This is a genomic window from Streptomyces sp. NPDC043876 (assembly GCF_056435825.1).
This window is the reverse complement of sequence record NZ_JBWKDV010000012.1, coordinates 96,414-120,302: the sequence shown is the minus strand read 5'-3', so window position 1 is coordinate 120,302 and position 23,889 is coordinate 96,414. Positions and strand designations below refer to the sequence as shown.

Genomic DNA, 23,889 nt, shown 5'->3' with positions numbered 1-23,889 from the left:
GGGGGTTGGAAGTGATCTCAGCAATGACGGGAGACCGCATGATCGTCGCCTTAGGCGGCCGTCCCTTCACCGGCAAGACCACCCTTGCCAGGGCCCTGGCCGAAGCCATACCTGGAGTCCTGCTCGACAAGGCCGCCTTGAGGAAGCTGCTGTTCCCCAACCTCGTCATTCCGCCTACCGAGGTGAATGACTGGCTGTACGAAGGGCTCCTGAAAGCGGCGTCGTGGAACCTCGACACGTCACCGGGAACCGTCATCGTGCTTGACGGTCGTCCACTCACCCGGACCAGGGACGTCCTGTCTCTGCGACGCTTCGCTTCAAGCCTGGGACACGCGCTCCACATCGTGGAGTGTGTCTGCCCCGCCGGCGTGGCGCTGGCGAGGGCGGGGTCGCTGGACGCTGTCGATGCTCCTCCAATGGCCAATGTGAAGAACGAGGCTGCGGATCCGATCCCCGACCCGAAGATCGTGGTGGATACGTGTAGCCCGGTGGAGCAGTGCGTCTCGGCCACCCTCCACCGCGTTCGCTACCAAGGCCCTGGGACGGAGACGGGGCGGGCTCGCTCCCTGCACTCGTCGCGCACGCTGTGACCGCCCTGACGACGAGGTCGCGGTCCCGCCGAGACCCCGCCGCCGTAGGGCCCGCTCACCTGCTCCCTCGCCGAAAGAAGATGGCGAAGCCGCCACGCGGTGAACCTCGCGACCGCGCATCAACGCCGAGCCAAGAGTGGAACGAGCGACCCGCAAGCGGTGGAACGAGGCGACCGTCCGTAAGGGCTTCCGGCTTCCGCTGTCTGCGGACGGCTTAGGCCCGCTCCTCCATCGCACCCATCCCTACCCGGGCACACAACGAGGACCTGATACATGTCCCAGCACTCTCCCGCCCCGACAATTCCCGACGCACGCCGTCCCCAGCCGGGCCCCCTGCCCGCGGGCGCCTCGCTGGGTTTGCCGCAACAGCGGCAGTTCCCCTCGGTCCGCACCGCCGCCCCTGTGCGGTCGGTGGGACGGATCGAGGATCTGGCGTTCATCGGCAACACGCGCACCGGAGCGCACGTCGACCGGGACGGCGCCATCACCTGGCTGTGCCCCGAGCGATTCGACGCCCCGGCGGTCTTCGCCGAGCTGCTGGGCGGCGAGAAGCACGGCCTGTGGCGGGTCGGACCCGCCTCCGCCGGGCCGGCGCCGGCTGCGGACCGGCGCCGGTACTTGTCGGGCACCCTGGCACTGGAGTCCACCTGGATCACCCGGGGCGGCACCGTACAGGTGGTTGACGTCATGCCGACCGCCGAGGACGCGCCGCACGTGGTCCGGATCGTGCGGGGCATCAGCGGGCGAGTCACGATGCGGTCCCTGATGCGCGCCCGCCCCGGCTACGGCCGCCACGTCCCGCACGTGAGCGCCGATGGCCAGCGCGCCTGCGTCGACCTCGAACCGGGCCGCCTGTGGCTCGACACCCCCGCCCCCACCCAGGTCGCCGACGGTGACCTGGTCTCGCAGTTCGAGGTGTCCGAAGGCGAGACCGTGTCGCTCACCTTGACCTGGTCCCCGGACGCCGACAACCCGCCCCCGCTGCCGGACGCCACCGGACTGCTCAAGGAGACCGTCGACTTCTGGCGGGAGTGGATCGGCCAGTCCACCTACGCCGGACCGCACCGGGACGTGGTCGAGCGGTCCCTCATCACGCTCAAGGCCCTCACCTACGCACCGACGGGCGCCATCGTCGCAGCAGCGACCACTTCGCTGCCCGAGGAGCTCGGCGGCGTCCGAAACTGGGACTACCGCTACTGCTGGCTGCGGGACTCCGCGTACATCGTCGAGACGTTCCTGTCCTGCGGATTCGTCGACGAGGCGCGGGCCTGGATCGATTGGCTGCGCATCGCGATCGGCGGCCACCCCGAGCGGCTCCAAATCATGTACGGGGTGGCCGGCGAAAGCCACCTGCCGGAGACCGTGCTGGACTGGCTCCCCGGCCACAAAGACTCCGCCCCGGTGCGCACCGGCAACGCCGCGGCGAAGCAGCTCCAGGTCGACGTCTACGGCGAGGTCATCAGCGCCCTCTACGAGGCGCAGCTGCGCGATCCGGCCCTGGCACCGGTCGTCGGACCGCTCGTCACCGATCTTGTCTCCTGCCTGGAGGACCTGTGGTCGCAGCCGGACATGGGGATCTGGGAAGTGCGCGGCCCGCGACGCCACTTCGTGCACTCCAAGGTGATGGCCTGGGTCGCTTACGACCGCGCGGTCGCGCTCATCGACGCCGGGCACGCCCAGGGCCCGGGCGAAGCGTGGCGGGCCCAGCGCGAGGAGATCCACGCCGAGGTATGTGCGCTCGGCTACGACGAGCAGCGCAACACCTTCCTCCAGTCCTACGGAGCGACGGAGCTGGACGCAGCGCTGCTGCAGATCGTAGGCACCGGCTTCCTGCCGCCCACCGACAAGCGGAATGTCGGCACGGTCGACGCCGTCCAGCGGGATCTATCCATCAGGGGCGGCTTCCTGCTGCGCTACCACACCCGCGGCGCGGCGCTCGGCCGCGACGGACTGCCCGGGGACGAGGGCGCGTTCCTGATCTGCTCGGGATGGCTGGTTGCCGCGCTGGCCCGGATCGGACGCGTGGAAGAGGCCGAGATCCTCCTCGACGGTCTGCTGAGCACCCGCAACGACGTCGGGCTGATGTCCGAAGAGTGGGACCCGCACCAACAGAGGCAGCTCGGCAACACCCCTCAGGGCTTCTCGCACTTGGCCGTCGTCCACGCTGTGCTGGCCCTGCACGCCGCGAGGGGCGGCCAGGAGCTCGTCCGTACGAAGGCCGCGCTGTGAGCGCGGCCGCCGTGCGCACGGCCCGTTCGGAAGCGGCCGGGCCCGCAGTTGCGTGGACCTCGTACGCGGTCCGTCCCGGTGAGGTGGTCACTGTCGACGACCTGTTCCCCCGCGCGGCAACGACGCTGGCTCCGTTCGAGGTGGCTATCGGAAAGTGCTTCGACACGATGACAATGCCGCGCCACGCCGCGCTGGAGGTCATCAGTCGGCTCGGTTGGATCCGGCCCCACCCGGTGGGCGCCGCCGTAAGCCGGACGCTCACCGACGAATGGGTCCTCATCCTCCCGCCCGGCTCCGGCTTCGGCATGAAGTGGAGCAGGCCCGCCGACCACCGCGAGGAGGGAGGGCTCGTGGTCCCCCCGCGCACGGCCGGACCGGATGACGACCTGTGTTGGGCCCGGGTCGGGAACGACGAAGGCCGTGTCTTCTCCGCGCCGATCCCCCTGATGTGCGCGCTGCTCACCCAGCCCGAACCCCGCGGGCAGTACTCCGCAACCGTCCAAACCGACCGCAAGCCCGTGAGGATTTGAAGTGAGCACGCTGATACACGACCTCGCGCTGATGGCGGTGCCGACCGGTATCGCCACGGGCGCGGGCGCGGCGGCGGTGCACTACCGCCGCCGTGCCATCGACCGGCTCGGCGCCATCCGCCAGCTGGAGAGCAGGGTCCTCGACGGCGAGCAGCGCGTGGAGGCACGGAACGAAGAGGCCCGGCACCTTGCCGAGCACCGGCTGCCCGCCCTCATAAACGCGCTGAGCGGCGGGCACGTCGACAGCTACCGCGACGCGGGTCTGCTCCACCCGCCGCTCGCGACGCCCCCGACCGGAATGGCCCACCACGCCGTGCTGGATCAGGTCTCCGCCCTGGCGGGCGAGGCATCCGAGCGGGCCGAAGGCGCCGCCAGCGCGGCGGTCCAGGCCGTCGTCCGCTCGCTCCAGGCCCTCATCAACGAGCAGCAGGTCGCCGTGACGGCGCTGCAGGACCTGCGCAGCGACGAGGAGACCCTCGCCATCACAATCCCCATCGACCACGCAAGCAGCCAGATCGCCCGCCGCGCCCAGATCGTAGGCGTCCTGACCGGGATGTGGCCCGGTCGGCAGCGCAACGACACCCCCCTCCCGGAAGCGGTCCGCGGCGGTGTCTCCCGGATCCGCGACTACCTGCGGGTGGAGGTCAGCGGGGAACCCACCACGTACGTCGCCGGCCGGGTGGTGGAACCGGTGGTGCTCGCCGCGGCGGAACTGCTCGACAACGCCGCCAGGCACAGCGAGCCCGGCACCAAGGTCTACGTGTGGTTCCTCGAAGCGCACAACGGGATCAGCATCGTCATCGAGGACGCCGGAATCGGGCTGGCCCCAGAGGAGCGCGAGCGCGCGGCGCGCCTGCTGTCCGGCCAGGACCCGGTCCGGATCACCGAGCTGCGGACCCCGCCGCGCTTCGGCTTCCTGGCCATTGGCCAGCTCGCCGCACGGTACGGCTTCCACGTCTCGGTGGAACAGCAGTCCGTGCACGGAGGGGTCCGCGCGGTCCTCCACCTGCCCCGCGCCCTCCTGGTCGCACCACCTGCCCCCGCCTCCCCGTCTGTGATCGAGTCCGTGAACGGCACCCAGGTGAGCGCGCCGCCGTCCGACCACCCCTATCCGGTGGCAGAAGACGGCCTGCCGCTACGCCAACGGGGACACGGGTCCCGCTTCCAGCCCGGCGCACCCGCCACAAGCCCCCCGCCGCCCGGCGCCGGCCGCCAGCTCGCCGCGTTCATGCGCGGCACCGACTTCGCCCGCACCGCCTCTACCGATCAGGAGCAGACGCCATGAGCCCCACCCCCGACATCAACTGGATCCTCAACGACCTCGTGAACTTCCCCGGAACCCGCCACGCCGTCGTGCTCTCCGCGGACGGGCTGATGGTCGGTACCTCCGCCGATGTCGATCGCGAGCTCGCGGACACGGTGTCCGCGATCGCCTCCGGCATGCAGTCCCTCAGCAAGCGCGGCGCGGCGTTCGTCCAGAACGAACCGACCCCATGGGAGCAGACGATGGTCAGCTTCACGGACGGCTTCCTGTTCCTCCTTACCGCCGCCGAGGGCTCCTACCTCGTGGTCTCTGCGGGCAAGGACGTCGACATCGAGGCGCTCTCGTACCGCATGCGCAAGACGATCGACGGCCTCGGCCCGGCCTTGCAGGTCGCCCCGCGCCACAACCTGGCCAGTCCGGCATGAGTGGGGCACGGCAGGCAGGCGACGACCGGCTGGTGCGGACCTACGTGGTGACGGGCGGGCGGTCCGTACCCAGCCGCAACACCTTCGACCACATCACCCTCATCAGCCTCTCGGCCTCCGCCGGCCACCTCAGCCGTGCCCACCTCAACCCCGAGCACCTCTCGATCCTGCGAGTGCTGGCTGGCGGGGCACAAGCCGTCGCCGAGCTCGGCGCGCTCCTGCGCCTGCCAGTGAGCGTGACCCGCGTCCTGCTGGCCGACCTCATGGAGCTTGGACACATCACCACCCAGCGGCGCATGACTGAAACCACCACCCTCGACCGAGCCCTGCTGGAGGACGTCCTTGCCGGCCTTCGCCGAATCTGAGACCGCCGCGCCGAGACTGCGCGGGGACGAGCGCACCGTGAAGGTGCTTGTCTGCGGGCACCTGGGCGCCGGGAAGACGACCTACATCCATGCCCTGTCCCAGATCGCGCCCGTCAGTACTGAGGAGGTGATGACGCGCGCGAGTGCGGGAGTCGACCACGTCGCGCTGCCGGCGAAGGTCACCACGACCGTGGCCATGGACTTCGGGCGGCTCTCCCTCTCCAACAGCCTGGTCCTTTACCTGTTCGGGGCACCCGGCCAGGCGCGGTTCTTCCCGATCCTCCAGGACCTCGCCATCGGTGCGCTCGGCGCCCTCGTCCTGGTCGACACACGGCGCCTTGCCGACACCTACCCCATCCTTCAGCTCGTCGAAGACCTCCGCATGCCCTACGCCGTCGCCGTCAACGCCTTCGACGAAGCTCCCGCCATCACCGACGAGCGGTTGCGCGAGGTCATGGCCCTGGCCCCCGACACCCCGCTGGTGCGGTGCGACGCCCGCGACCGCCCCAGCTCCCGCGATGCCCTGATCGCCCTCGTCCACCACCTGCTGACCCTCACGCCGGAGCCCGCCCGATGACCACCCACCCCACCCCCGGCACCGGGCAGTGCCCGGTCTACGCCCCTACGCCGCCGTCTCCCCCCGCCGGGCCGCTGCCGATCTACGGGCCGACGTTTAACGCCGATCCGAACGCCACCTACCAGCAGCTGCGCGCCCAGGGGCCGATCGCCCCGGTGGAGATCTCCTCCGGCGTGTACGGATACCTGGCTGTCAACTACCGGGCAGCCCTCTACCTGCTCCAGAACACCCCGGCCCGCTTCGCCAAGGACCCGCGACGCTGGGAGGCCCTGCGCCGCGGGCAGGTCCCGGCCGACAGCCCGGCGCTGATGATGATGCAGCCCCGCGACAACGCCCTGTGGAAGGACGGCACGGAGCACGCCCGGCTGCGCCACGCGATCACCTCCAGCCTCGCGCGCGTCGACACCCACGCCCTCGCCGCGACCGTCCGCCGCATCGCGGACCAGCTCATCAGCGCCTTCGCCGCCGACGGACAGGCCGACTTGGTCGCCCAGTACGCCGACCCGCTGCCGATGCTCACCATGATCGAGATGTTCGGCTGCCCGCCCGACCTCGGCCGGCGCATCGTCGTCGCTGTGACCCGACTGTTCGACGCCGACGCCGACGCCGCGCAAGCCAACGCCGAACTCGAGGCGGCCTGCCTGCAGCTGACCCGCCTCAAGCGGGCCCATCCCGGGCGGGACGTCACCTCCCACCTGATCACGGCGGGCCTGACCGACGCCGAGATGGTCCAGACGATTCTGCTGGTCATCGGCGCCGGATCTACCCCGTCCAGCAACCTGATCATGAACGCACTCCACCTGATCATCACCGACCACCGGTTCGCCGGCACCGTCCACACCGGGGTGAAGCCCCTCGCCGACGCCCTCGACGAAGTCCTCTGGCACATCCCGCCCGTGTCCAACTACTCCCCGCTGTACGCCATCGGAGAGCAGAGCTACGAGGGCGTCTACCTCCAGCAGGGCTTCCCGATCCTGGTCTCCTTCGCCGCCGCCAACGCAGACCCCGCCCTGCCGTTCGCTGGGGGCACCCGCACCGGCAACCGCGGCCACCTCGCCTTCTCCGCTGGCGTCCACATGTGCCCGGCCCCGGACCTCGCCCGGATCATCGCCGAGACCGCCCTCGAATGCGCCGTCGACCGCCTCGCCCATCTCACCCTCGCTGTGGATCCCGGCCAGCTCACCGCCCGGCCCGCCACCTTCCACGCCGGTCTCACCGCGCTGCCCGCCCACTTCCAGCCCGACACCCACCTCCCCGCACCCGAAAGGCGATGACCATGCCCCCGAGCACCCATAACACAGAGGGCCCCGAGGGTGGCTGCCCCTACCGCCTCGACCCGACCGGCTCCGACATCCAGAGCGAAGCCGCCGCCCTGCGCGAGCGCGGACCGGCCACGCGCGTCCTGCTCCCCGGCGACATCCCCGCCTGGTCCGTCACCGACCCCGGCCTCATACGCCGCCTACTCACCCACCCCGACATCTCCAAGGACGCCACACAGCACTGGCCCACCTACATCAGCGGCGAGCTGCCGGTTGACTGGCCGCTGCGGATCTGGGTCGACGTACGCAACGCCCTGTCCGCGTACGGCGACGAGCACCGTCGCCTGCGCCGCCCCCTGGCCGCCGCGTTCAGCTCGCGCCGGGTACGGGCCCTCGTCCCGCAGATGGAGAAAATCACCCACGCCCTCCTCGACGACCTCCAGAGCGCCGGACCCGACGAGCCCGTGGACCTGCGCGCCCGGTTCGCCTGGCGCCTTCCGCTCCTGGTCGCGGGAGCCATCCTCGGCGTCGGCGAGGACCTCCACGACGACTTCCGCGACGCGATCGCCCTGCTGTTCGCCACCGACCTGGCACCCGAGCAAGCCATGCAGGCGCAGACCCGCGTGTACGAGCTGATCGGCCAGCTGATCGAGCAGAAGAAGGCGACGCCGGGCGACGACGTCACCTCCGGCCTCATCACCGCCCGACGCAGCGGCGACATCAGCGACACCGAGCTCCGCGACAGCCTGGTCCTCCTCATCGGCGCCGGCCACGAGACGACCGTCAACGCCCTCGACCACGGCGCAGTGAACCTCCTGACCCACCCCGGCCAGCTCACCCGCGTTCTAAACGGCGAGATCGCCTGGGACCAGCTCACTGAGGAAGTCCTGCGCCAGCAGGCCCCGATCGCCACGATCATCATGCGCTTCGCCGTGCGCGACGTCGTCGACCAGCCCACCGGCCTCACCTTCGCCCGGGGGGACGCCCTCGTCATCAACTACGCCGCGGCCGGTCGCGACCCCCAGACTCACGGCCCGGACTCCGACCGTTTCCTCCCCGGCCGCGCCACCGCCCGCGACCACCTCGCCTTCGGCCACGGCGCCCACCTCTGCCTCGGCGCCGAGCTTGCCCGCATCGAGATCCGCACCGCCCTCGACGCGCTCTTCACCCGATTCCCCCACCTCCAGCTCGCCGTCCCGGCCGCCGACCTCGTGCCGCTGCCGAGCTTCATCTCCAACGGCCACACCGCCATCCCCGTCCGCCTCGGCCGCCCGGCCGCCTGACCACCTGACCTGGAAACCTGATGGCCACGACCCACGCAGCTCCCATAACCCCGCTCACCGCTGCTCAAAAGCGGATCGCGGGCCACCTCGTCTGCGGGCTCACCAACAGCGAGATCGCGGGCGAGGAACACCTGGCCCACGACACGGTGAGCTCCCACATCCGCGTGATGCGCCAGAACCTGCACTGCCCCGCCCGCGCCTCCCGCGCGGTCCTCGCGCACGCCCTCCTCAGCCACCAACAGGTGGCCCCGCCCCCGCCCGCGCTGCACCGAGCCTTCGAGGCGGATAAAGACGACAAGCGGCTCATCCGAGCCATCGCCGAGCACTCATCACCGGCCGACATCGCCCGCGCCGCAGGCATCCCCGCCGGTGAACTCCGCAACCGGACCGACGGCCTCGTGCGCAGGGCGGGCGCTGGCAATGTCGCTCACCTCATCGGACTCGCCCACTCCCTGGTCCTCCTCGGCGGCCCCGGACAGGCCGAGCCGAACCGAGCCGCCAACCCCGAGGGAGTGGACCGGTGACCAACGCCAGCACCACACCAGCCGCCACGGACCGGGCGGAGTCCCCGATGAACGGCGTACCGGCGCGCTCGCCGTACGAGATGCGACCGCTGAACACCGACGCCGAACGCGTGGCCGCCGCCACACTCGTCGAAGAGCGCGCCGACTGGCTCGCCGACCGCGGGATCGCGGTGCCCTACCACCACGAGGCCGCGTACCGGGACGCCTGGGCGGAGGCCGTGGGCCTGTACGAGGACAACACCGACGGCGAGAAAGTCCTGGTCGGGTGCCTGCTCCTGAACCGGCAGCCAGACCTGCGCCCTGGGGACACCGACACGGAGGGGCCCGGTCTGGGTATCTCGCTCGTCTACACGGCACCCGGCCGCGACGACAAGGTCGGGTGGCTGATCACGCTCTGGGCCTCGGACTTCGCCGACCGGATCAACGCGCGGTGGGTGCACGCCGAGGTGCCGTCCCGGCGCGCGGGCGGCGACAACACCCCGAGGCGGCTTCTCGATCACCTCCGCTCCATCGGATGGCTGGTCACCGGTACGGGGCTCAGCAGAGACGGCGAAGACGTCACCCGACTGCGGCTGACCGCACAGGACCGGCACGGCCTCGCTGCGATGGTCCACTGCACCGTCCCCCTCAAGCACACCGGCAACCCGGAGCCGAAGGACGAGGACCCGCGATGAACACCTCCACCCTCCCCGGCCGCACGCACGGCCCCGGCCTCGCACCGTCGCCGGACCGCGCAGCGGCCCGGGCACGGGAAGTCGAGTCCGCGCCGCTTCCCGAGACGACCCTGCTTGCCCCGTGGCACACCGCCTGTCTGGCCGCCTCCGTCGGCGATCTCCTGTGATCCAGCTCTTGCCGCACCGAACCGACTTGGAAGCCCGCATGCGACCACCTTCCGGTCCCTACGCCCGCCGCTCCCGTATCGACGTCTCTGTCCCAACCAGTGCTCGTGTCCACGATGTTCTCCTCGGCGAGCAGCACTACCAGGCAGACCGCGACTTCGTGGAAAAGGTGTTACGGGTCGCGCCCTGGATCAAACAGGCTGCCCGGGACAACCGTGTGCACGGCCTGCGTGCTGCCGAGTACCTGGCCCGGGCCGGCATCACCCAGTTCGTAGACCTGGGCGCCGGCATTCCGCGCGGCAGCCGGGACGGGGACGTCCACCACGTCGTGCGAGCGGTGCAGCCCACCGCCCGTGTCGTATCCGTCGACGCCGATGCCATGGCCGACGCACACCGTCGGACGCAGAACGAGGACCTGCGGGACGCCGCGATCCAGTACGACATCGCGGATATGGCCGGGCTCTTGGCGCACCCGGCGCTGCAAGCCCTCGACCGGCGACGGCCGATCGGCGTCCTCGCCCACGAGGTCCTATCCGAGATCCCGGACACGGACACGGCGGTTCGCCTCATGGCCGAACTGCGCGAATGGCTGCCCCCGGGCAGTGCGATCTCGCTGACCCACGCCGCTGGGGATACCCGGCCTGCCGACCCGGTCAGGGCAACCGCGATCGCCAATCTCATCCGGCTGTACCGCGAGGCTGGAACCACCTTCCACCCGCGGACTCGCTACGAAGTCGCCGCGCTGGCCGGGCCCTGGCCGCTCACCGACCCTGGCATCGATCTCGTGGGCCGCTGGCGCCCGCGTCAACTCGGCAGCCTGGCTCCGATCGATGCCGCGTACGCGTTCATCGCGCGCTCGCCACTGCCCCAGCACGCGGCAGAGCGACTCGCGGACGATGCTGGACTGCACGGCGAGCAGGACAACCGATGAGCGGGCGCACAACGCGGCCCGCGACCGGGCTCACTGATACCGCCCACATCATCCTGGCCCGCTGCACCCAGGGCCTCTACCCGGTGGGAAGCGTGCTCGCGCGCGCCGCTGATCTCGCCGTCGAGCTGCGCGTTCCGGAGGTGGCGGTCAATTCGGCGCTGAGCAGTATGGCCGCTTCCGGGGTCCTTGAGCGCACGCCCACACACCGTTATCGGGTGGCCGAGCAGCAGCTCTGGAGGGTTCACCTTCCGCGGCCAAGCCTGAGCGCGAGGATCGCGGCGGAGCAGATCAAACGGGAGATCCTGGACTGCTGGCACCCGACGGGGCGGGACCTGCCGTCGCTGTCAGCCATCTCCAGCGGGATGCGAATGAGCGCGGACGACGTCAAGCGTGCCCTACGCGACCTGGCCGCTGAAGGGCTGATCGCGCTGCGCCAACCAGGGCGCCCCGCGCTGGTCCTCTACGAGGCGCCCGAGAATGACGCTCCTTGCACCCCACACCTGGCGTACCCCGTGCCCGGCGCCCGCTTCGACGCCTCGAGCTGTCCGGAGCGTGGACGGTGAGCAGCCGGCTCTCATCAGTAGGTCCAGTTCTGCCCCGTACCGCGATACTCCTCGACGGGGATCGGCTGGGTGCCCGGATCCATGCGGGAGCGGTAGAGCTTGCCGTCGAGGTGGTCGACCTCGTGCAGGACCAGACGGGCCAAGCCGTGTTCGAACCTGGTGAGCTTGGGCGTCCCATCGATGTCCGTGTGGGCGATGACGATGTGGAGCGGCCTGGGAACGAGGCCACGCACATCGAAGAACGACAGGCACCCTTCGTACTGCCGGTCGGCCTCCGCCGAGGACTCCGCGACGGTGGGGTTGAGCAGCATGATCGGAGTGGAGCAGTCGCCGGGTGGGACGACCACGGCGGCAGCGCGGCCGATGCCGATTTGCGGGGCGGCGATACCCATTCCCTTCCCGAAATCGTGGAGCTCTTTGACGCGTGCGATCGCGTCGCCGAGTTCGCGGATGACGCGGCGGGCTTCGTCCGCTTCGGCGGGAAGGTCGAAGGGCTGCGCGACGGTCTGGAGGAGCAGGTCGCCTTCCTGGATGATGCCGGCGGCGGCCATGAGGGCGCTGGGGGTGGGGGTGTTCACGGTCTCGCTTTCTGGACGGTGTGCGGTCTTCAGCCGCCACTCCAGCCGATACCGGGCGTGGAGGGGCGGGTCCAGGGTCGTCCAGGTGTAGACCGTGTGGTCTGCATCTGCGGCCTGGGTGGGGGGTGTGCGCAGGGGCGCGAAGTTCGCGCTGAGGGAGGTCTCGGTGCCCCAGACGGTGGGCTGCATAGCGGTGGGGAAGGCGAGGCTCACGGTGAGTTCGCGGGTGGGCAGGCGTACGGCCCGCTGGAACCAGGGGCCCCATTTGTCGGCGCTGACCGAGTAGCTGTAGGTGATCTCGGCTTCCTGACCCGGGTAGAGGGGGAAGCGGGTGCGCGCATTCGCGAACTCGAGCCAGACCTCTTTGAACGCGTCGCGGTCGTGTTTGACGACGCGCCCCATCTGTTCGTCGCCGCAGTGAGCTTCCAGCTGGAGTTCTTCCCAGGTCAGAGGACGGGCCCGGTACAGGGCGTTGGAGCGTTCGGGTTCGCCGGGGTAGCGGTCGACGGCGATGCGGACGAGGTAGCGGGTGATCGGGTCCGCGCCGGTGTTCCGCAGCCGTCGATGCATCGTCAGGTGGTAGACCGAGCCGTCGTAGCGCAGGGCCGCGGTGTCTTCGAGGACGAGGATGCCCGCGGACGGAGGAGCATCGGCTACCTCTGGGGCCGGCTGCGTGCCACCGTCGTCGTCTTGCCACGCTTTCCAGAGTTTGCCTCCCGCGTCGAGCTCCTTGTCGAGACGGCGGGCAAGATCCGAGGAACCGCGTTCGCGTCCGGACTCGAGGTGGCTTACGTACGACGGCGAGATGTGCAGGCGTCGGGCCAGGTCCGCCTTGGACAGGCCCCGGATCTCGCGGGAGTGCGTCAGTTCGGCGGCGAACGACGGTTCCCCGTGGCCTGGCATTTGGCGCCCCCTGTACGTGAGTTCGCGGACTACGTGAGTGAGCGCGGCTCACCGATGCCTCATCCTGCCCGCTTCGGGCTCACTGTTACCAGGCGGTGGCGGAAGTAGTCCGACCCCGCTCGCGCGGCTGGCGGATTCCTCCCCGTCGGCAGACCCCAGGTCCACACAATCCACTGCCCCGGACACGGTCCGGGGGACCTCGGAAGGGCACACCCATGCCTCGAACTGCCGTACCGCGTCACGCGGTACTCATCTTCTCCGGCGGCCTGGACAGCGCTGTCACGGCCTACAAGCTCCGCGACGAGGGCGTCACCGTGAGCCTGCTCTCGTTCAACTACGGGCAGCGCCACGTCAAGGAGCTGGCCCACGCCGCCAACCTGGCCGATCAGCTCGGCGTGTCCCACGACATCGTCGACCTGACGTCCCTGGGACGGATTCTGAGCGGCTCCGCCCTGACCGACCCGGCCATCGAGGTGCCGCACGGCCACTACCGCGCCGAGACCATGCGCAGCACGGTCGTCCCGAACCGGAACGCGATCATGCTGGAGATCGCGGCCGGTGCCGCGGTGGCGGCGGGGGCAGACGCGGTGGCGTTCGGCGCGCACTCCGGGGACCACGCGATCTACCCCGACTGCCGGCCGGAGTTCTTCACCCTCGTCGAGGCGTCCATGAAGGCGGGGAACGAGGGGCACATCGACGCGGGCTTCCAGCTCGTCGCACCGTTCCTGAACCTGACCAAGGCCGACATCGTGCGCGAGGGCGCCCGGCTGGGTGTGCCGTTCGCGCTGACGTGGTCGTGCTACGAGGGAGGCGAGGTGCACTGCGGTGCCTGCGGGACATGTGTGGAGCGCCGGGAGGCGTTCGCCGAGGCCGGGGTGGCGGACCCGACCCTCTACGTGCTGGCGCAGAAGGGCGTCGTCCGATGAGCAGCACGCAGCCACTGTTCCGGATCGGGAAGGGCTTCCGCTTCGAGGCCACGCGACGGCTCGACGACGGACGCTACGACGGGCACTCGTTCACCGCTGAGGCCGTGCTGTCCTCCGCGGTGCTCAGCCCGGAGGGCTTCGTCGCCGACTTCGGTGACCTGGCCCCCCTCAAGCGGTACATCGACGAGGCTCTGGACCACCAGATCCTCAACGACTGCGTCAAGGACGTCTCCAACGAGGGGATCGCCGAGCACCTCCTGGGGTGGGCACGCGACCACCTGCCGTCCGACGTCGTGTCCGTGCTGGAGGAGGTCCGGGTCCGGACCGGGAGGCCCCAGCCGCTGCCGTCGGCCGCTTTCGCCGCGTTCGAGGCTTCGCACCAGCTGCGCGGGCTGCGCGACGGTCATCCGTGCGGGCGTCTGCACGGCCACTCCTACGTCCTCAGCGTGCCCGTCTCCGCCGTCCCGCGCCTAGGGGACGTCCCCGTGCTGCTGCGCAACCATCTGCGCAGCGCCGTGCACGGCCGAGTCCTGAACGAGGTGATCCCCGGTCTGAACCCCACCTCGGAGAACCTCGCCCGCCACTTCTCGCAGTGGCTGGCGGACCGGGCCATGGGAGGGGCCGGCTGGAACGGGGCGTGCGTACGGGTCTCGGAGACGGAGACCAGCTGGGCCGAGTACGCGGGAGGCGCGGCATGAGCGCGCTGCAGCACGCCGGGTTACGGATCCGGGTCTCGGAGAAGTTCGGGAGCACGGTCCAGGGCGAGGGCCCCAGCACCGGGGTGCCCGCGTGCTTCATCCGCCTCGCCCTGTGCAACCTCATCTGCTCACCGTGCGACACCCCCTACAGCTGGGACCACAAGCGGTTCGACCTGCGCAAAGAGGCCCACTACGAGAGCGTCGAGGAGCTGCTGGCGTGGGCGGTGGACCAGCCCGAGGACCTCGTGGTCATCACCGGCGGCGAGCCGCTGATCCAGATGGCCGGAGTGACCGAGCTGGTCAAGGGGCTGCGGGCGGCTGGCCGGACGGTGGAGATCGAGACCAACGGCACCATCGCCCCGGCCGAGGCCTTGGTGGCGGCCGGGCCGTACTTCAACGTCTCCCCGAAGCTGTCCCGGTTCGGAGCGGCCATGCCGGAGACGCGGCGGCTGGTCCCCGACGTTTTGCGGGCCTTCGTCGCCACCGGGCGGGCCCGCTTCAAGTTCGTCGTGTCCGAGCCCGCCGAGGTGGCCGAGATCGCCGCGCTGGAGGCGGCCTACGCCCTGACCGGCATCTCGGTGATGCCGGAGGGCACCGACCCGAAGGTGATCCTCGCGGGGATGCGCACTCTGGAAGGTCCGGTCCGCGAGCGGGGCTACCGGCTCGGCATCCGCCTGCACGTGCTGCTGTGGGGTGACGAACGTGGCCGCTGAGCATGCCGTCACCGACGGGCTGGTGGTCGTGGCGTGCTGCAAGGAGAAGCGGGTGACCGCCGCTCCCTTGCCCGCGCTCGACCTGTACGAAGGGTGGGTCGTCCCGCTGATCCGCGACAGGGTCACCGAGCGCGGCGGGCCGCGGGCCCGGGTTTTGGTGCTGTCGGCCTTGTACGGGCTGGTGACCGCCGACACACCCGTCACCACGTACGAGCAGCCCATGACCGAGGAGCGGGCGCGCGTCCTGGCCGGGACGGCGCCGTCGGTCCTGCGCCGGCATCTCGCCCGGTTCCCCTCCTCGGAGGCCCTGCTGCTGATGGAGGCCCCGTACGCCGAGGTGCTGGGCACGGTCCCGGTGACCAGGACACACCTGATCACCGACCCGATGGACCGCCACGCCGACATCCACGCCGTCCTGGACTCATGGAGCTGGCCGTGACCACCCGCGTCTTCGAGAACCGACGCGTCTGGCAGCTCACTCAGGGCGAGTTCCTCGCCGCGGCATGCCTGATCGCCGCCCAGGAAGCCGAATACGCACCGGTGGCCGTCCTCGGAATTGCCCGCGGCGGTGTCCGCCTCGCCGAGGTCGTCGCCGAGCAGCTCGGCGTCCCGGCCGTCGTCGTCCGGGCCCGCCACAACGCGCCGGTGGGCATCCAGCAGGCCGCCACCGGCAGGGTCCTCCTCGACCACGGGCACAACGAGGTCGCGCTCACCGCGCTGCCCACCGCCTCGTCGCTGCTGGTCGTCGACGACATCTGCGGCTCGGGAGCAACCCTGCACGCGATCGCGGAGATGCTCACCGCCACGGTGGGCCCGTCCGGTGTCCGTACGGCCGTGCTGTGCCGCAACGAGGGCTCCGACTACCCGCTCGACAGCTGGGGCTGGGGCGTCGCCGACTGGGTCCACTTCCCCTGGGAGCCCGCCCCGGAATCCGGCCGCCTGGAAGCCCTTCCCCCGCTCACCCGTCTGCGCAGCCAGCCCCAGGCCCCGCGAACCCGCACCTGAGGGCGCTCCCTACGCCCGTTCCCCTTCCACGGATCAAGAGGAGGCAGGCCCATGTTCGGCCTGAGCCCCGGCGACCACGTTCTCGCGGTCGCCCCGCACCCCGACGACGAGACGCTCGGCGCCGGGGGCACCATCGCCCGCCTGACCGCCGCCGGAATCCACGTGCACGTCCTGGCGGTGGCCTGCCTGACCCAGCCCCGGTGGGGAACACCCACTGACAGCCGACTGCGGCACGAGGAGTTCAACGCGGCCTGTGACGTCCTGGGCGTCAGCGGCCGCCACATCGCCTGGAGCGACGACCACCGGGCCGGCGACCTCGCCGGTCACGCTGCGGAACTGGTCCGCCTCATTGAGGCCGGCCCGGACCTGTCCCTGACCGCGCTGGAACCGGCCGCGCTCCTCATCCCGGCGGCCGGAGCCGTCCACCAGGACCACCAGGTCGTCCACCAGGCCGGATACGCGGCGGCGCGGCCCACCGGAGCATTACGCCACTGGCCCCGGATGGTCCTCGGCTTCCACGGCCCCGAGGACCACGCCTGGAGCCCGCAGTTCCCGCGCCCCAGCGTGTGGGTGGACGTCACCGGCACCGCCGCGGTGAAGGACAAGGCGCTGGAGTGCTACGCCCGCGAGCTGCGCGACGGCGAACACCCGCGGTCCCTGGACCGGATTCGGGCGCTCGACACCGCGGCCGGGGCGTCGTGCGGCGCGGAGCGGGCGGAGGTCTTCGTTGCCTACCGGATGGCCTGCTGATGGGCGGGAACGTGCTGGTCGCCCACCAGCCGGCCTACCTGCCCTGGCCCGGCTACTTCTCACGGCTGGCCGACGCGGACGAACTGGTCCTTCTGGACCACGTGCAGTTCACCGAACGGGGCTGGCAGAACCGCAACTACATCCGCGGCACCGCCGGACCGGTCAGGCTCACCGTGCCGGTGCGGCGCCACTTCGGCCAGAGCATCAACGACACCCGGATCGCGGACGACGTCTGGGCTGGGCGGCACTGGCGCAGCCTCGCCCAGACGTACGGGCACGCCCCGTACTGGCCCGCGCACCGGGAGGCCCTCGAAGCCCTCTACCGCACGCCTTGGACCCATCTCGCGGACCTGAACGAGGCGCTGTTGCGGTTGCTGCTCGACGCGTTCGGCCTGCCGTGCACGGTGGTCCGCACCAGCGAACGGCCTCCGGCCGGACGGCAGACCGGCATGCTCATCGACCTCTGCCGGCAGCGGGGCGCGACGCGCATGCGGGTGGGGACCGGTGCGCTGGCCTACCTCGACCACGGCCTGCTGGCCGAGCACGCAATCACGGTCGAGGTCGCCACGTACTCGCATCCGCGCTACGGCCGGGCACCGGGCTGGAGTTCGGGTCTGAGCGCGCTGGACTTGCTGCTGCACGAAGGTCCGAACGCCCTTTCCGTTCTCCGTGCCGGTGCACGGACCGAAACGAAGGCCTGTGCCTGATGACGAGCCTGGACGACGCCGTGGCGCGCCCGCGCGTGGATGTGGCGCGGGTGGCCGACCTGTACCGGCAGCTGCTGGAGGCGGTGGGTGAGGACCCCGAGCGTGAGGGGCTGCGCGGCACCCCGGAGCGGGCCGCCCGCTGGTGGACGGAATTCCTCGACCACGACCCGGGCCGTACGGACACCGTCTTCGAGGAGGACCTGCCCGCCGGCACGGACCGGGTGGTCATCGTGCGGGGCATCGTGGCCTGGAGCCTGTGTGAGCATCATCTGCTGCCCATGCGGCTCGAGTTGACGATCGGGTACCGGCCGTGCGGGAGCGTGCTGGGGCTGTCGAAGTTCGCCCGGATCGTCGCCGCTCACGCGCATCGTCTCCAGCTCCAGGAGCGGCTCGTCGACGGCGTCGCCGCGGATGTGGCCAAAGCGACCGCATCATCGGACGTTGGGGTGGTCGCCGATGGCGCCCACATGTGCATGAGCATGCGGGGGGTGCGCCAGGATGCGGCCCGCACCCTGAACCGCAGCCTCAGCGGCGCGTTCGCCGACGGGGGAACCCTCGGCGGCCAGCTCCTCGCGGTTGCCGGGGCCGGGCGGTGAGCGGGGGAGCGCCCGGACAGGGCCGTCTTTCGCCGGAGGCAAGCCCGCGTGTGCTGGTGAGCGGACCGGTTCTTCCTCCGGGGAGCGTGCCTGCTGCCCGGGACCCTTCCACGGTAGCGGCAGAAGTGGATCCGGTGGAGTGGATCCGCATATCCGGCGGCCCCGTGCCGGCCGGGGAGTGGCACCCCGCCCAGGAAGTGGCCACGCTGTGGTGGGCGTCGACGCCGCTGGCCGTCGCCGGGCTGCCGGTCACCGGCCTGACACTGCCCCAGGCCGCCCAGCTCGCGCACCGGCTCGGGGCTCGGATTCCGACGTCCGCCGAATGGGAGTGGATGGCCTCAGGGGCGGTCCGCCGCTTCCCCTGGGGCGACCAGGTGCCCGGGCCCGGGCACGCCAACCTGCGCGGCCTCGGCCCCGGCCGCCCCACGCCCGTTCGGTCCCACGCGGCCGGCCGCACCCCGGACCGCCTCTGGGACGTGGGCGGCAACGTGTGGGAGTGGACGACGGCGCCGTGGCGCCGCGACCGGATCGCCCTGCTGCGGGGCGGCTCCTACAACTCCCTGTCCCAGTACGCCGAGTGCGCTCACGTCAACGACGTCCCGCCCGGCATCTGCTCGCCGGGCATCGGGCTGCGCCCCGTCCGTGACACCGCCCCCACCCCTGCGACCACTGGAGCCACCACGTGAACATCGCCTTCGTTCTGCTCACCCACAACCCCGACGAGCCCGCCGGGATCGAGCGCAGCATCGCCGCCCTCGCCACCGGCCTGCGTGAACTCGGCCACCGCGCCCTGATCATCGCCGCCGGCCCCGCCACACCTGACGACGGCCCGGACCTTCTCCGCCTGGACAGTCTGACCCTGCCGCGCCCCGCGGTGGAGGAGAACCTCACCGCCCTCCTCGCCGATCCCGCACCCGTGGAGCAGGAGGTGCGCCGCCTCCTGGCGGGGAACGCGGTGGATCTCGTGTGCTGGGTGGACGCCGTGTGGGGACTGGGCTACCTCAGTCCGGCCCCGGCGCACATGGCCACCGCGCTGATGGTGCACGTCCCGCGCACCGACGCCCCCCTCTACCAGAGCCTGGGCCACCGCCCGGGCCGGGTCCTGACGGTCAGCGATTTCATGATCGAGGAACTGGCCCGCGAAGGCGTGGACACCGGCGAATGGGCCGTGGTCTCCAACGCCCTCATGCACACCATCACGCCGCCGGCGCCGGAGGAGCGGGAGGCGCTGCGCGAGCACGGACCCGTGCGGATCGTGGCCCGGGCCGAGCCGCACAAGGGCATCGCCGAACTGCTGAAGGCCTACCCGGGCGGGCTGGGCAGGCCGCTGCAGATCGTGCTGGCCGAGGCCGGATTCGAGTACTGGCCGGGCATGCAGAACGAGGTGGTCACCGAGTGCCGGGCCCTGGCCGCCGCCCTGCCCGACGTCGAGATCCTCCCGGCCCTGCCCTGGCAGCAGGTGCCCGGCTTCCTCGCGGGAGCCAGCTCCACGGTCATCTCCTCCACCAGCCCGGAGACGTTCGGGATGGTCGCCGCGGAAGCCCTGTCCGTGGGCACGCCTGTGGTCGGCTACAGGCTCGGGCACCTGCCCGCCCTCACGGGGCCGGCCGGGCGGATGACCGCCCTGGAGAGCGGACCCGAAGCCCTGTGGAAGGCACTCACGACCCTGCTCGGCGACTCGGCCGCCTACCACGAGGCCTCCCGGCACGGGCCGCGCCAGGTCGTCGCCCACACGCCGGCCGCTGTCGCCCAGGCGTTCCTGACCGCCACCGGGATGATCAGGTGACCAGCCGTACGGCGGCGCACTCCCTGATGCGCCAAGCCGTCAGCGAGGGGGCCCTGAAGCGAGCCGCCCGCCAGTGCATGGGCCGCACCGGCTCCCCCGGCGCGGACGGCATGACCTGGAGAACCTTCCGCCAGGACATGCCCGCCCGCATCACCGGACTGTTCGCGGCGCTGTCGGCCGGAACATGGCGGCCCGGCCCGTTGCGCACCGAAGAGTTCGACGCCTGGGGCAAACGGCACACCATCACCATCCCCACGGTCACCGACCGGATCGTCCACCGGGCGCTGCGCAACGCCGTCGAGCCCGTCCTGGAGCGGGACGCCTACCCGCCCTGGATGTTCGGCTGGCACCGGCGGGCCGGACGGCCCCTCGCGGTCGCGGCCGCCGCCCGGCACCTGAACGCGGGGCTCACCTGGGTCGCCGACATCGACGTCGCCGCCGCCAGCCACGGCGTCGCGTTGGAGGACGCGATCAGCTCCGTCGCCCGCTTCATCCACGACGGGAGCGTGCTCGCCCTACTGCGCCGCATCCTGAGCGCGCTGCCCGACCCGCTCGCGCCGGGCAGCGGCCTGAGCCCAATGCTGACGAACCTGAGGATGACCCCCGTCGACCAGCAGCTGACCGGACGGACGGCCGTGCGGATGACGGACAACTACACCCTCTTCGCCGCCACCGAGCCCGAGGCGGAAGCCGCCTACCGACACCTGACCGGCCTGCTCGCCACGCACGGGATGCAGCCGGCCGAGGCGAAGTCGAAGATCTGGCGCCCGAACCCGGAAGACCTCTACGCCGCCGGCTGACCTGGAAGGAGACACCTGTTGTCCACGTCCACGACCAAGGCGCTGCTGTACTGCGCAGTCAACGGCATCGCGAACAACACCAACGGCATCGGCCGCCAGACCAAGACCTTCTTGGCCACCCTCGCCCGCCACCACCACCGCCTGAGCGCGCACGCGGGCGCCTTCACCCCGTACCTCGCCGTCCCCGAGCCCGGCCCGGCCACCTGGGGCTACAACGAGGACGACCTCCGCTACGCCCGCCGTGTCGTCGAGGGCCTCGGCGGCGAGGTGATCACCCTGCCTTACGACACCCGCCGCCCCTTCTGGCACCCGGATACCTGGCGGCTCCTGTCCGCCGAAGCCGCCCGCGCCGCCGGGCACCTGGCCGACCGGCACGAGGAGGTGCTCGCCATCGGCGTCGACACCCCCTTCGCAGGTCTCGCCCACCACACCCACCCGGGGGTGGAGGTGCTGCTGGCCCTGTTCTCCACCGCCCGCATCACCGAACGCCCCCACCCCGACCCCGGCCGCGTCGCCTGGGAGGAAGAGGCCATCGCCGCCGCCGGCCTCCACCCCCGCACCTGGGTCGCGGACATCGGCGACTTCCTCACCCGCCACCTCCAGGACCACTACGGGCTCGCTCCGGGCACGCTCCGGGCCTGGCCGTCCGGGCTCGACCTCACCGCCGCCGACCTCGCCCCGCCGACCGGAACCGAAGCCGAACGCATCGTGCGCTCCCTCGGCATCCCCGCGGGCCGCCCGGTCGTCGCCGCGGTCGGCCGCACCGACCACACCAAGGGCCTCGACCTCCTCATCGAGGAACTCGCCCCCCTGCGCGAGAGCGTCCACCTTGCGATGGTCGCCGTCCCCACCGACGACAACCGCGCCGCCCTGCTCGACTTCTACCGGCAGCGCAGCGCCGACCTCGGGCTCAGCGCCACCATCATCGGCCGCTACGACCGGAACATCCCCCGCGCCCTGGCCGCCTGGCCCGACACCTTCGCCATGGCCGTCCCCAGCCGTGGCGAGACCCTGGCCAACATCGTCTTCGAAACCGCCCTGTGGGCCCAGCACAGCGGCGCCGTCGTCCTGGCCCCGAACATCGACGGCTTCCCCGAACAGATCACCGACGGCCACAACGGCCTGCTCTACGACCCCGCCCCCGGCGCCCTGACCGCAGGCCTCCGCCGCGCACTCGCCCTGACCAGCAGCGAACGTGCCCGGCTACGCGCCGCCGCCCACCACAAGGTCCTCAACCAGCGCAACGCCGCCGAGCACCTCGTGACGCTCCTGGCCACGTTCTGGCAGTCCCGCGCCACACCGGTGGCTACACTCCATGGTCATCCGGCAACGGATGCCCGTACGCCACGGTCAAAGGCACCCACCAGCACGCACCATCCCCTGGAGGCCACGCCATGACCGCACCCCTGCTGCTCGTCGACGGCCACTACCTCCTGCACCGCGCCTGGTTCGGATTCGCCGCCCGCATCACCAGCCGCGACAAGACCATCGACCGCACCGGCGTCTTCGGCTTCGCCGCGCTCCTGCGCAAAGCCCAGGCCCAGCACGCCGACGGCTTCGAGATCTTCGTGGTCTTTGACTCCGAGGACGGCTCCCAGGCCCGCGCCGGACAGGACAGCGACTACAAGGCCCAGCGCCCCGCTCCCGAGCCCGGCCTGATCGAGTCCCTCGCCCTGGTCAAGAACGCCCTCGACCACAGCGGCGTCCGGTGGATCGAGCAGGACGGCTGCGAGGCAGACGACGTCATCGCCACCCTGGCCACCGCCGCCCGCGCCAACGGCCGCGCGGTCGACATCATGACCACCGACAAGGACTACATCCAGCTCCTGGCCGACCCCAGCGTGCGCCTTCTGAACACGGGTTTCGCCATGGAGCGCCGCTACACCGCTGGCGAGCACATCCTGCCCCGCTACGGCGTCCTCGCCGAGCAGTGGCCCGACTTCCGCGCCCTGATGGGCGACCCCGCCGACAACATCCCCGGTATCCGCGGCATCGGCGCCAAGACCGCCGCCCGGCTCCTGACCGACGCACGCCGCCTCGAGAACATCCCCGCCGACGAACTGCGCCCCACCTGGACGCAGCAGTGGCCGCAGGCCCTGCGCTGGCGCGAAATGATCAAACTCGACACGAAGACGGACCTCCCCGACGACCTCCTCACCGCCGCGCCCGCCGCGCCGCTGCCCAAGGCCCCGCACGTCCTGGAAGCGCTCGGCCTGTGGTGAGCTCCTCCAAGACCGCGATATGGGACTTTGACGGGACGCTCGGCCACCGCCGGTACGGAACCTGGGCCGAGTGCCTCCTGGAAGTCCTGGACGTCCAAGAGCCCGGCCACCGCTGGGCCTTCCCCGAGATGTTCGAGGCTCTCGCCACCGGCTTCCCCTGGAATGCACCTGAGGACCCCCACCCGCACCTGAGTGACCCCGACGCCTGGTGGGACCACATCACCAGCGTCGTCGCCCAGGCACTCACCCGCCTCGGGCTCTCCCGTCCGCAGGCCGTGGCTGCCGCGACCCGCGCCGCCTACACCGACCCTGCTGCGTGGAGCCTCTACCCGCAGACGCTGCGGGTCCTCGACCGGCTCACCGCGCACGGCTGGACGCACGTCCTGCTTTCCAACCACGTGCCCGAACTACCCGCCATCCTGTCCGCCCTGGGCGTCGACACGCGGTTCCAGACAGTGATCAACTCTGCCGCCAGCGGCTACGAGAAACCCCATCCCGAAGCGTTCCAGCTCGCGCGGGCGGCCGCGGGCCCCGCACGCCGGCTCGTCATGATCGGCGACAACCCACAGGCCGATGCCGCAGGGGCCCGACGCGCGGGCATCGACGCCATCTGGGTGCGTCGAGACCAGCACGCCGACACGCCCGACCTGAACGCGGCCGCCCGCATCCTGCTGGCCTCTGAGCTTGTTCCGAAGGGGCGCCGTCCGGCGCTGCACGAGGTCCCCCCGTTGCAGCCAACTGCCCCCGAGGCGCTCCCTATCCGGTAATCTCGCCGACGTCCGCACCGCGGAAGCCCGGCAGCGCCCCGGTCCATGGCGCACCGGAG

At 71.3% G+C, this 23,889-nt stretch carries 29 protein-coding genes; 28 read left to right on the top strand and 1 reads right to left on the bottom strand.

Going from position 1 to position 23,889, the window contains the following annotated elements; genetic code table 11:
• The first annotated feature begins 38 nt into the window (after positions 1 to 38).
• From AC0693_RS31675 to AC0693_RS31610, 14 genes are all read left to right on the top strand, one after another.
• Entirely contained in the window at positions 39 to 590 is a 552-nt protein-coding gene (locus AC0693_RS31675; protein ID WP_478803640.1) for a P-loop nucleotide/nucleoside kinase family protein, read from the top strand.
• 402 nt (positions 591 to 992) lie between these two features.
• On the top strand, positions 993 to 2,819 hold the full coding sequence (locus tag AC0693_RS31670; RefSeq protein WP_478803755.1) for a glycoside hydrolase family 15 protein: 1,827 nt from the start codon (positions 993 to 995) through the stop codon (positions 2,817 to 2,819).
• The gene (locus tag AC0693_RS31665; protein WP_478803639.1) at positions 2,816 to 3,349 is read left to right on the top strand and encodes a hypothetical protein; all 534 of its coding nucleotides are present in this window, start codon (positions 2,816 to 2,818) and stop codon (positions 3,347 to 3,349) included. The genes AC0693_RS31670 and AC0693_RS31665 overlap by 4 nt, the downstream gene beginning before the upstream one ends.
• A 1-nt stretch (position 3,350) precedes the next feature.
• The gene (locus tag AC0693_RS31660; RefSeq protein WP_478803638.1) at positions 3,351 to 4,634 is read left to right on the top strand and encodes an ATP-binding protein; all 1,284 of its coding nucleotides are present in this window, start codon (positions 3,351 to 3,353) and stop codon (positions 4,632 to 4,634) included.
• Positions 4,631 to 5,038, top strand: coding sequence for a roadblock/LC7 domain-containing protein (locus tag AC0693_RS31655; protein ID WP_478803637.1), 408 nt, complete (start codon positions 4,631 to 4,633; stop codon positions 5,036 to 5,038). The genes AC0693_RS31660 and AC0693_RS31655 overlap by 4 nt, the downstream gene beginning before the upstream one ends.
• Complete coding sequence (locus tag AC0693_RS31650) at positions 5,035 to 5,403, top strand: DUF742 domain-containing protein (RefSeq protein WP_478803636.1); 369 nt, start codon at positions 5,035 to 5,037, stop codon at positions 5,401 to 5,403. Before AC0693_RS31655 ends, AC0693_RS31650 begins: the two co-directional genes overlap by 4 nt.
• The gene (locus AC0693_RS31645; RefSeq protein WP_478803635.1) at positions 5,381 to 5,980 is read left to right on the top strand and encodes a GTP-binding protein; all 600 of its coding nucleotides are present in this window, start codon (positions 5,381 to 5,383) and stop codon (positions 5,978 to 5,980) included. Before AC0693_RS31650 ends, AC0693_RS31645 begins: the two co-directional genes overlap by 23 nt.
• Positions 5,977 to 7,254, top strand: coding sequence for a cytochrome P450 family protein (locus tag AC0693_RS31640; protein WP_478803634.1), 1,278 nt, complete (start codon positions 5,977 to 5,979; stop codon positions 7,252 to 7,254). The genes AC0693_RS31645 and AC0693_RS31640 overlap by 4 nt, the downstream gene beginning before the upstream one ends.
• Before the next feature lie 2 nt (positions 7,255 to 7,256).
• Positions 7,257 to 8,522, top strand: coding sequence for a cytochrome P450 family protein (locus tag AC0693_RS31635; RefSeq protein WP_478803633.1), 1,266 nt, complete (start codon positions 7,257 to 7,259; stop codon positions 8,520 to 8,522).
• Between the two features lie 20 nt (positions 8,523 to 8,542).
• A complete protein-coding gene (locus AC0693_RS31630) occupies positions 8,543 to 9,046 on the top strand; it encodes a LuxR C-terminal-related transcriptional regulator (RefSeq protein WP_478803632.1) in 504 nt (167 codons plus the stop codon).
• Positions 9,043 to 9,720 (top strand): hypothetical protein, encoded by a 678-nt coding sequence (locus tag AC0693_RS31625; RefSeq protein ID WP_478803631.1) that lies wholly within the window; start codon positions 9,043 to 9,045, stop codon positions 9,718 to 9,720. The genes AC0693_RS31630 and AC0693_RS31625 overlap by 4 nt, the downstream gene beginning before the upstream one ends.
• Complete coding sequence (locus AC0693_RS31620) at positions 9,717 to 9,887, top strand: hypothetical protein (protein WP_478803630.1); 171 nt, start codon at positions 9,717 to 9,719, stop codon at positions 9,885 to 9,887. The genes AC0693_RS31625 and AC0693_RS31620 overlap by 4 nt, the downstream gene beginning before the upstream one ends.
• A complete protein-coding gene (locus AC0693_RS31615) occupies positions 9,884 to 10,816 on the top strand; it encodes an SAM-dependent methyltransferase (RefSeq protein ID WP_478803629.1) in 933 nt (310 codons plus the stop codon). Before AC0693_RS31620 ends, AC0693_RS31615 begins: the two co-directional genes overlap by 4 nt.
• Positions 10,813 to 11,379: a hypothetical protein gene (locus AC0693_RS31610; protein WP_478803628.1), complete on the top strand. Its 567-nt coding sequence runs from the start codon at positions 10,813 to 10,815 to the stop codon at positions 11,377 to 11,379. Before AC0693_RS31615 ends, AC0693_RS31610 begins: the two co-directional genes overlap by 4 nt.
• 14 nt (positions 11,380 to 11,393) lie before the next feature.
• Here AC0693_RS31610 and AC0693_RS31605 read toward each other — a convergent pair whose 3' ends face one another.
• Positions 11,394 to 12,860 (bottom strand): peptide deformylase, encoded by a 1,467-nt coding sequence (locus AC0693_RS31605; RefSeq protein WP_478803627.1) that lies wholly within the window; start codon positions 12,858 to 12,860, stop codon positions 11,394 to 11,396.
• 215 nt (positions 12,861 to 13,075) lie between these two features.
• Between AC0693_RS31605 and queC the strand changes: the two genes are divergently transcribed.
• The 14 genes from queC (at position 13,076) to AC0693_RS31535 (ending at position 23,830) form a co-directional block, all read left to right on the top strand.
• Positions 13,076 to 13,786: a 7-cyano-7-deazaguanine synthase QueC gene (queC, locus tag AC0693_RS31600; protein WP_478803626.1), complete on the top strand. Its 711-nt coding sequence runs from the start codon at positions 13,076 to 13,078 to the stop codon at positions 13,784 to 13,786.
• On the top strand, positions 13,783 to 14,484 hold the full coding sequence (locus AC0693_RS31595; RefSeq protein ID WP_478803625.1) for a 6-pyruvoyl trahydropterin synthase family protein: 702 nt from the start codon (positions 13,783 to 13,785) through the stop codon (positions 14,482 to 14,484). Before queC ends, AC0693_RS31595 begins: the two co-directional genes overlap by 4 nt.
• Positions 14,481 to 15,197: a 7-carboxy-7-deazaguanine synthase QueE gene (locus AC0693_RS31590; protein ID WP_478803624.1), complete on the top strand. Its 717-nt coding sequence runs from the start codon at positions 14,481 to 14,483 to the stop codon at positions 15,195 to 15,197. The genes AC0693_RS31595 and AC0693_RS31590 overlap by 4 nt, the downstream gene beginning before the upstream one ends.
• Positions 15,187 to 15,636 carry a DUF6884 domain-containing protein gene (locus AC0693_RS31585; RefSeq protein WP_478803623.1) on the top strand — a complete coding sequence of 150 codons (450 nt, stop codon included), beginning with the start codon at positions 15,187 to 15,189 and terminating at the stop codon, positions 15,634 to 15,636. The genes AC0693_RS31590 and AC0693_RS31585 overlap by 11 nt, the downstream gene beginning before the upstream one ends.
• Entirely contained in the window at positions 15,633 to 16,202 is a 570-nt protein-coding gene (locus AC0693_RS31580) for a phosphoribosyltransferase (protein ID WP_478803622.1), read from the top strand. Before AC0693_RS31585 ends, AC0693_RS31580 begins: the two co-directional genes overlap by 4 nt.
• Positions 16,203 to 16,253: 51 nt before the next feature.
• Positions 16,254 to 16,952: a PIG-L deacetylase family protein gene (locus AC0693_RS31575; RefSeq protein ID WP_478803621.1), complete on the top strand. Its 699-nt coding sequence runs from the start codon at positions 16,254 to 16,256 to the stop codon at positions 16,950 to 16,952.
• A complete protein-coding gene (locus AC0693_RS31570; protein WP_478803620.1) occupies positions 16,952 to 17,659 on the top strand; it encodes a WbqC family protein in 708 nt (235 codons plus the stop codon). Before AC0693_RS31575 ends, AC0693_RS31570 begins: the two co-directional genes overlap by 1 nt.
• Entirely contained in the window at positions 17,659 to 18,255 is a 597-nt protein-coding gene (gene folE / locus AC0693_RS31565; RefSeq protein ID WP_478803619.1) for a GTP cyclohydrolase I, read from the top strand. The genes AC0693_RS31570 and folE overlap by 1 nt, the downstream gene beginning before the upstream one ends.
• Before the next feature lie 134 nt (positions 18,256 to 18,389).
• On the top strand, positions 18,390 to 18,941 hold the full coding sequence (locus tag AC0693_RS31560) for a formylglycine-generating enzyme family protein (protein WP_478803618.1): 552 nt from the start codon (positions 18,390 to 18,392) through the stop codon (positions 18,939 to 18,941).
• Positions 18,938 to 20,041, top strand: coding sequence for a glycosyltransferase family 4 protein (locus AC0693_RS31555; RefSeq protein WP_478803617.1), 1,104 nt, complete (start codon positions 18,938 to 18,940; stop codon positions 20,039 to 20,041). The genes AC0693_RS31560 and AC0693_RS31555 overlap by 4 nt, the downstream gene beginning before the upstream one ends.
• The gene (locus AC0693_RS31550) at positions 20,038 to 20,841 is read left to right on the top strand and encodes a reverse transcriptase domain-containing protein (RefSeq protein WP_478803616.1); all 804 of its coding nucleotides are present in this window, start codon (positions 20,038 to 20,040) and stop codon (positions 20,839 to 20,841) included. Before AC0693_RS31555 ends, AC0693_RS31550 begins: the two co-directional genes overlap by 4 nt.
• Positions 20,842 to 20,859: 18 nt before the next feature.
• The gene (locus AC0693_RS31545; protein WP_478803615.1) at positions 20,860 to 22,239 is read left to right on the top strand and encodes a glycosyltransferase family 4 protein; all 1,380 of its coding nucleotides are present in this window, start codon (positions 20,860 to 20,862) and stop codon (positions 22,237 to 22,239) included.
• Positions 22,236 to 23,063 carry a 5'-3' exonuclease gene (locus tag AC0693_RS31540; RefSeq protein WP_478803614.1) on the top strand — a complete coding sequence of 276 codons (828 nt, stop codon included), beginning with the start codon at positions 22,236 to 22,238 and terminating at the stop codon, positions 23,061 to 23,063. The genes AC0693_RS31545 and AC0693_RS31540 overlap by 4 nt, the downstream gene beginning before the upstream one ends.
• Positions 23,060 to 23,830 carry an HAD family hydrolase gene (locus AC0693_RS31535; protein WP_478803613.1) on the top strand — a complete coding sequence of 257 codons (771 nt, stop codon included), beginning with the start codon at positions 23,060 to 23,062 and terminating at the stop codon, positions 23,828 to 23,830. The genes AC0693_RS31540 and AC0693_RS31535 overlap by 4 nt, the downstream gene beginning before the upstream one ends.
• Positions 23,831 to 23,889: the final 59 nt, after the last annotated feature.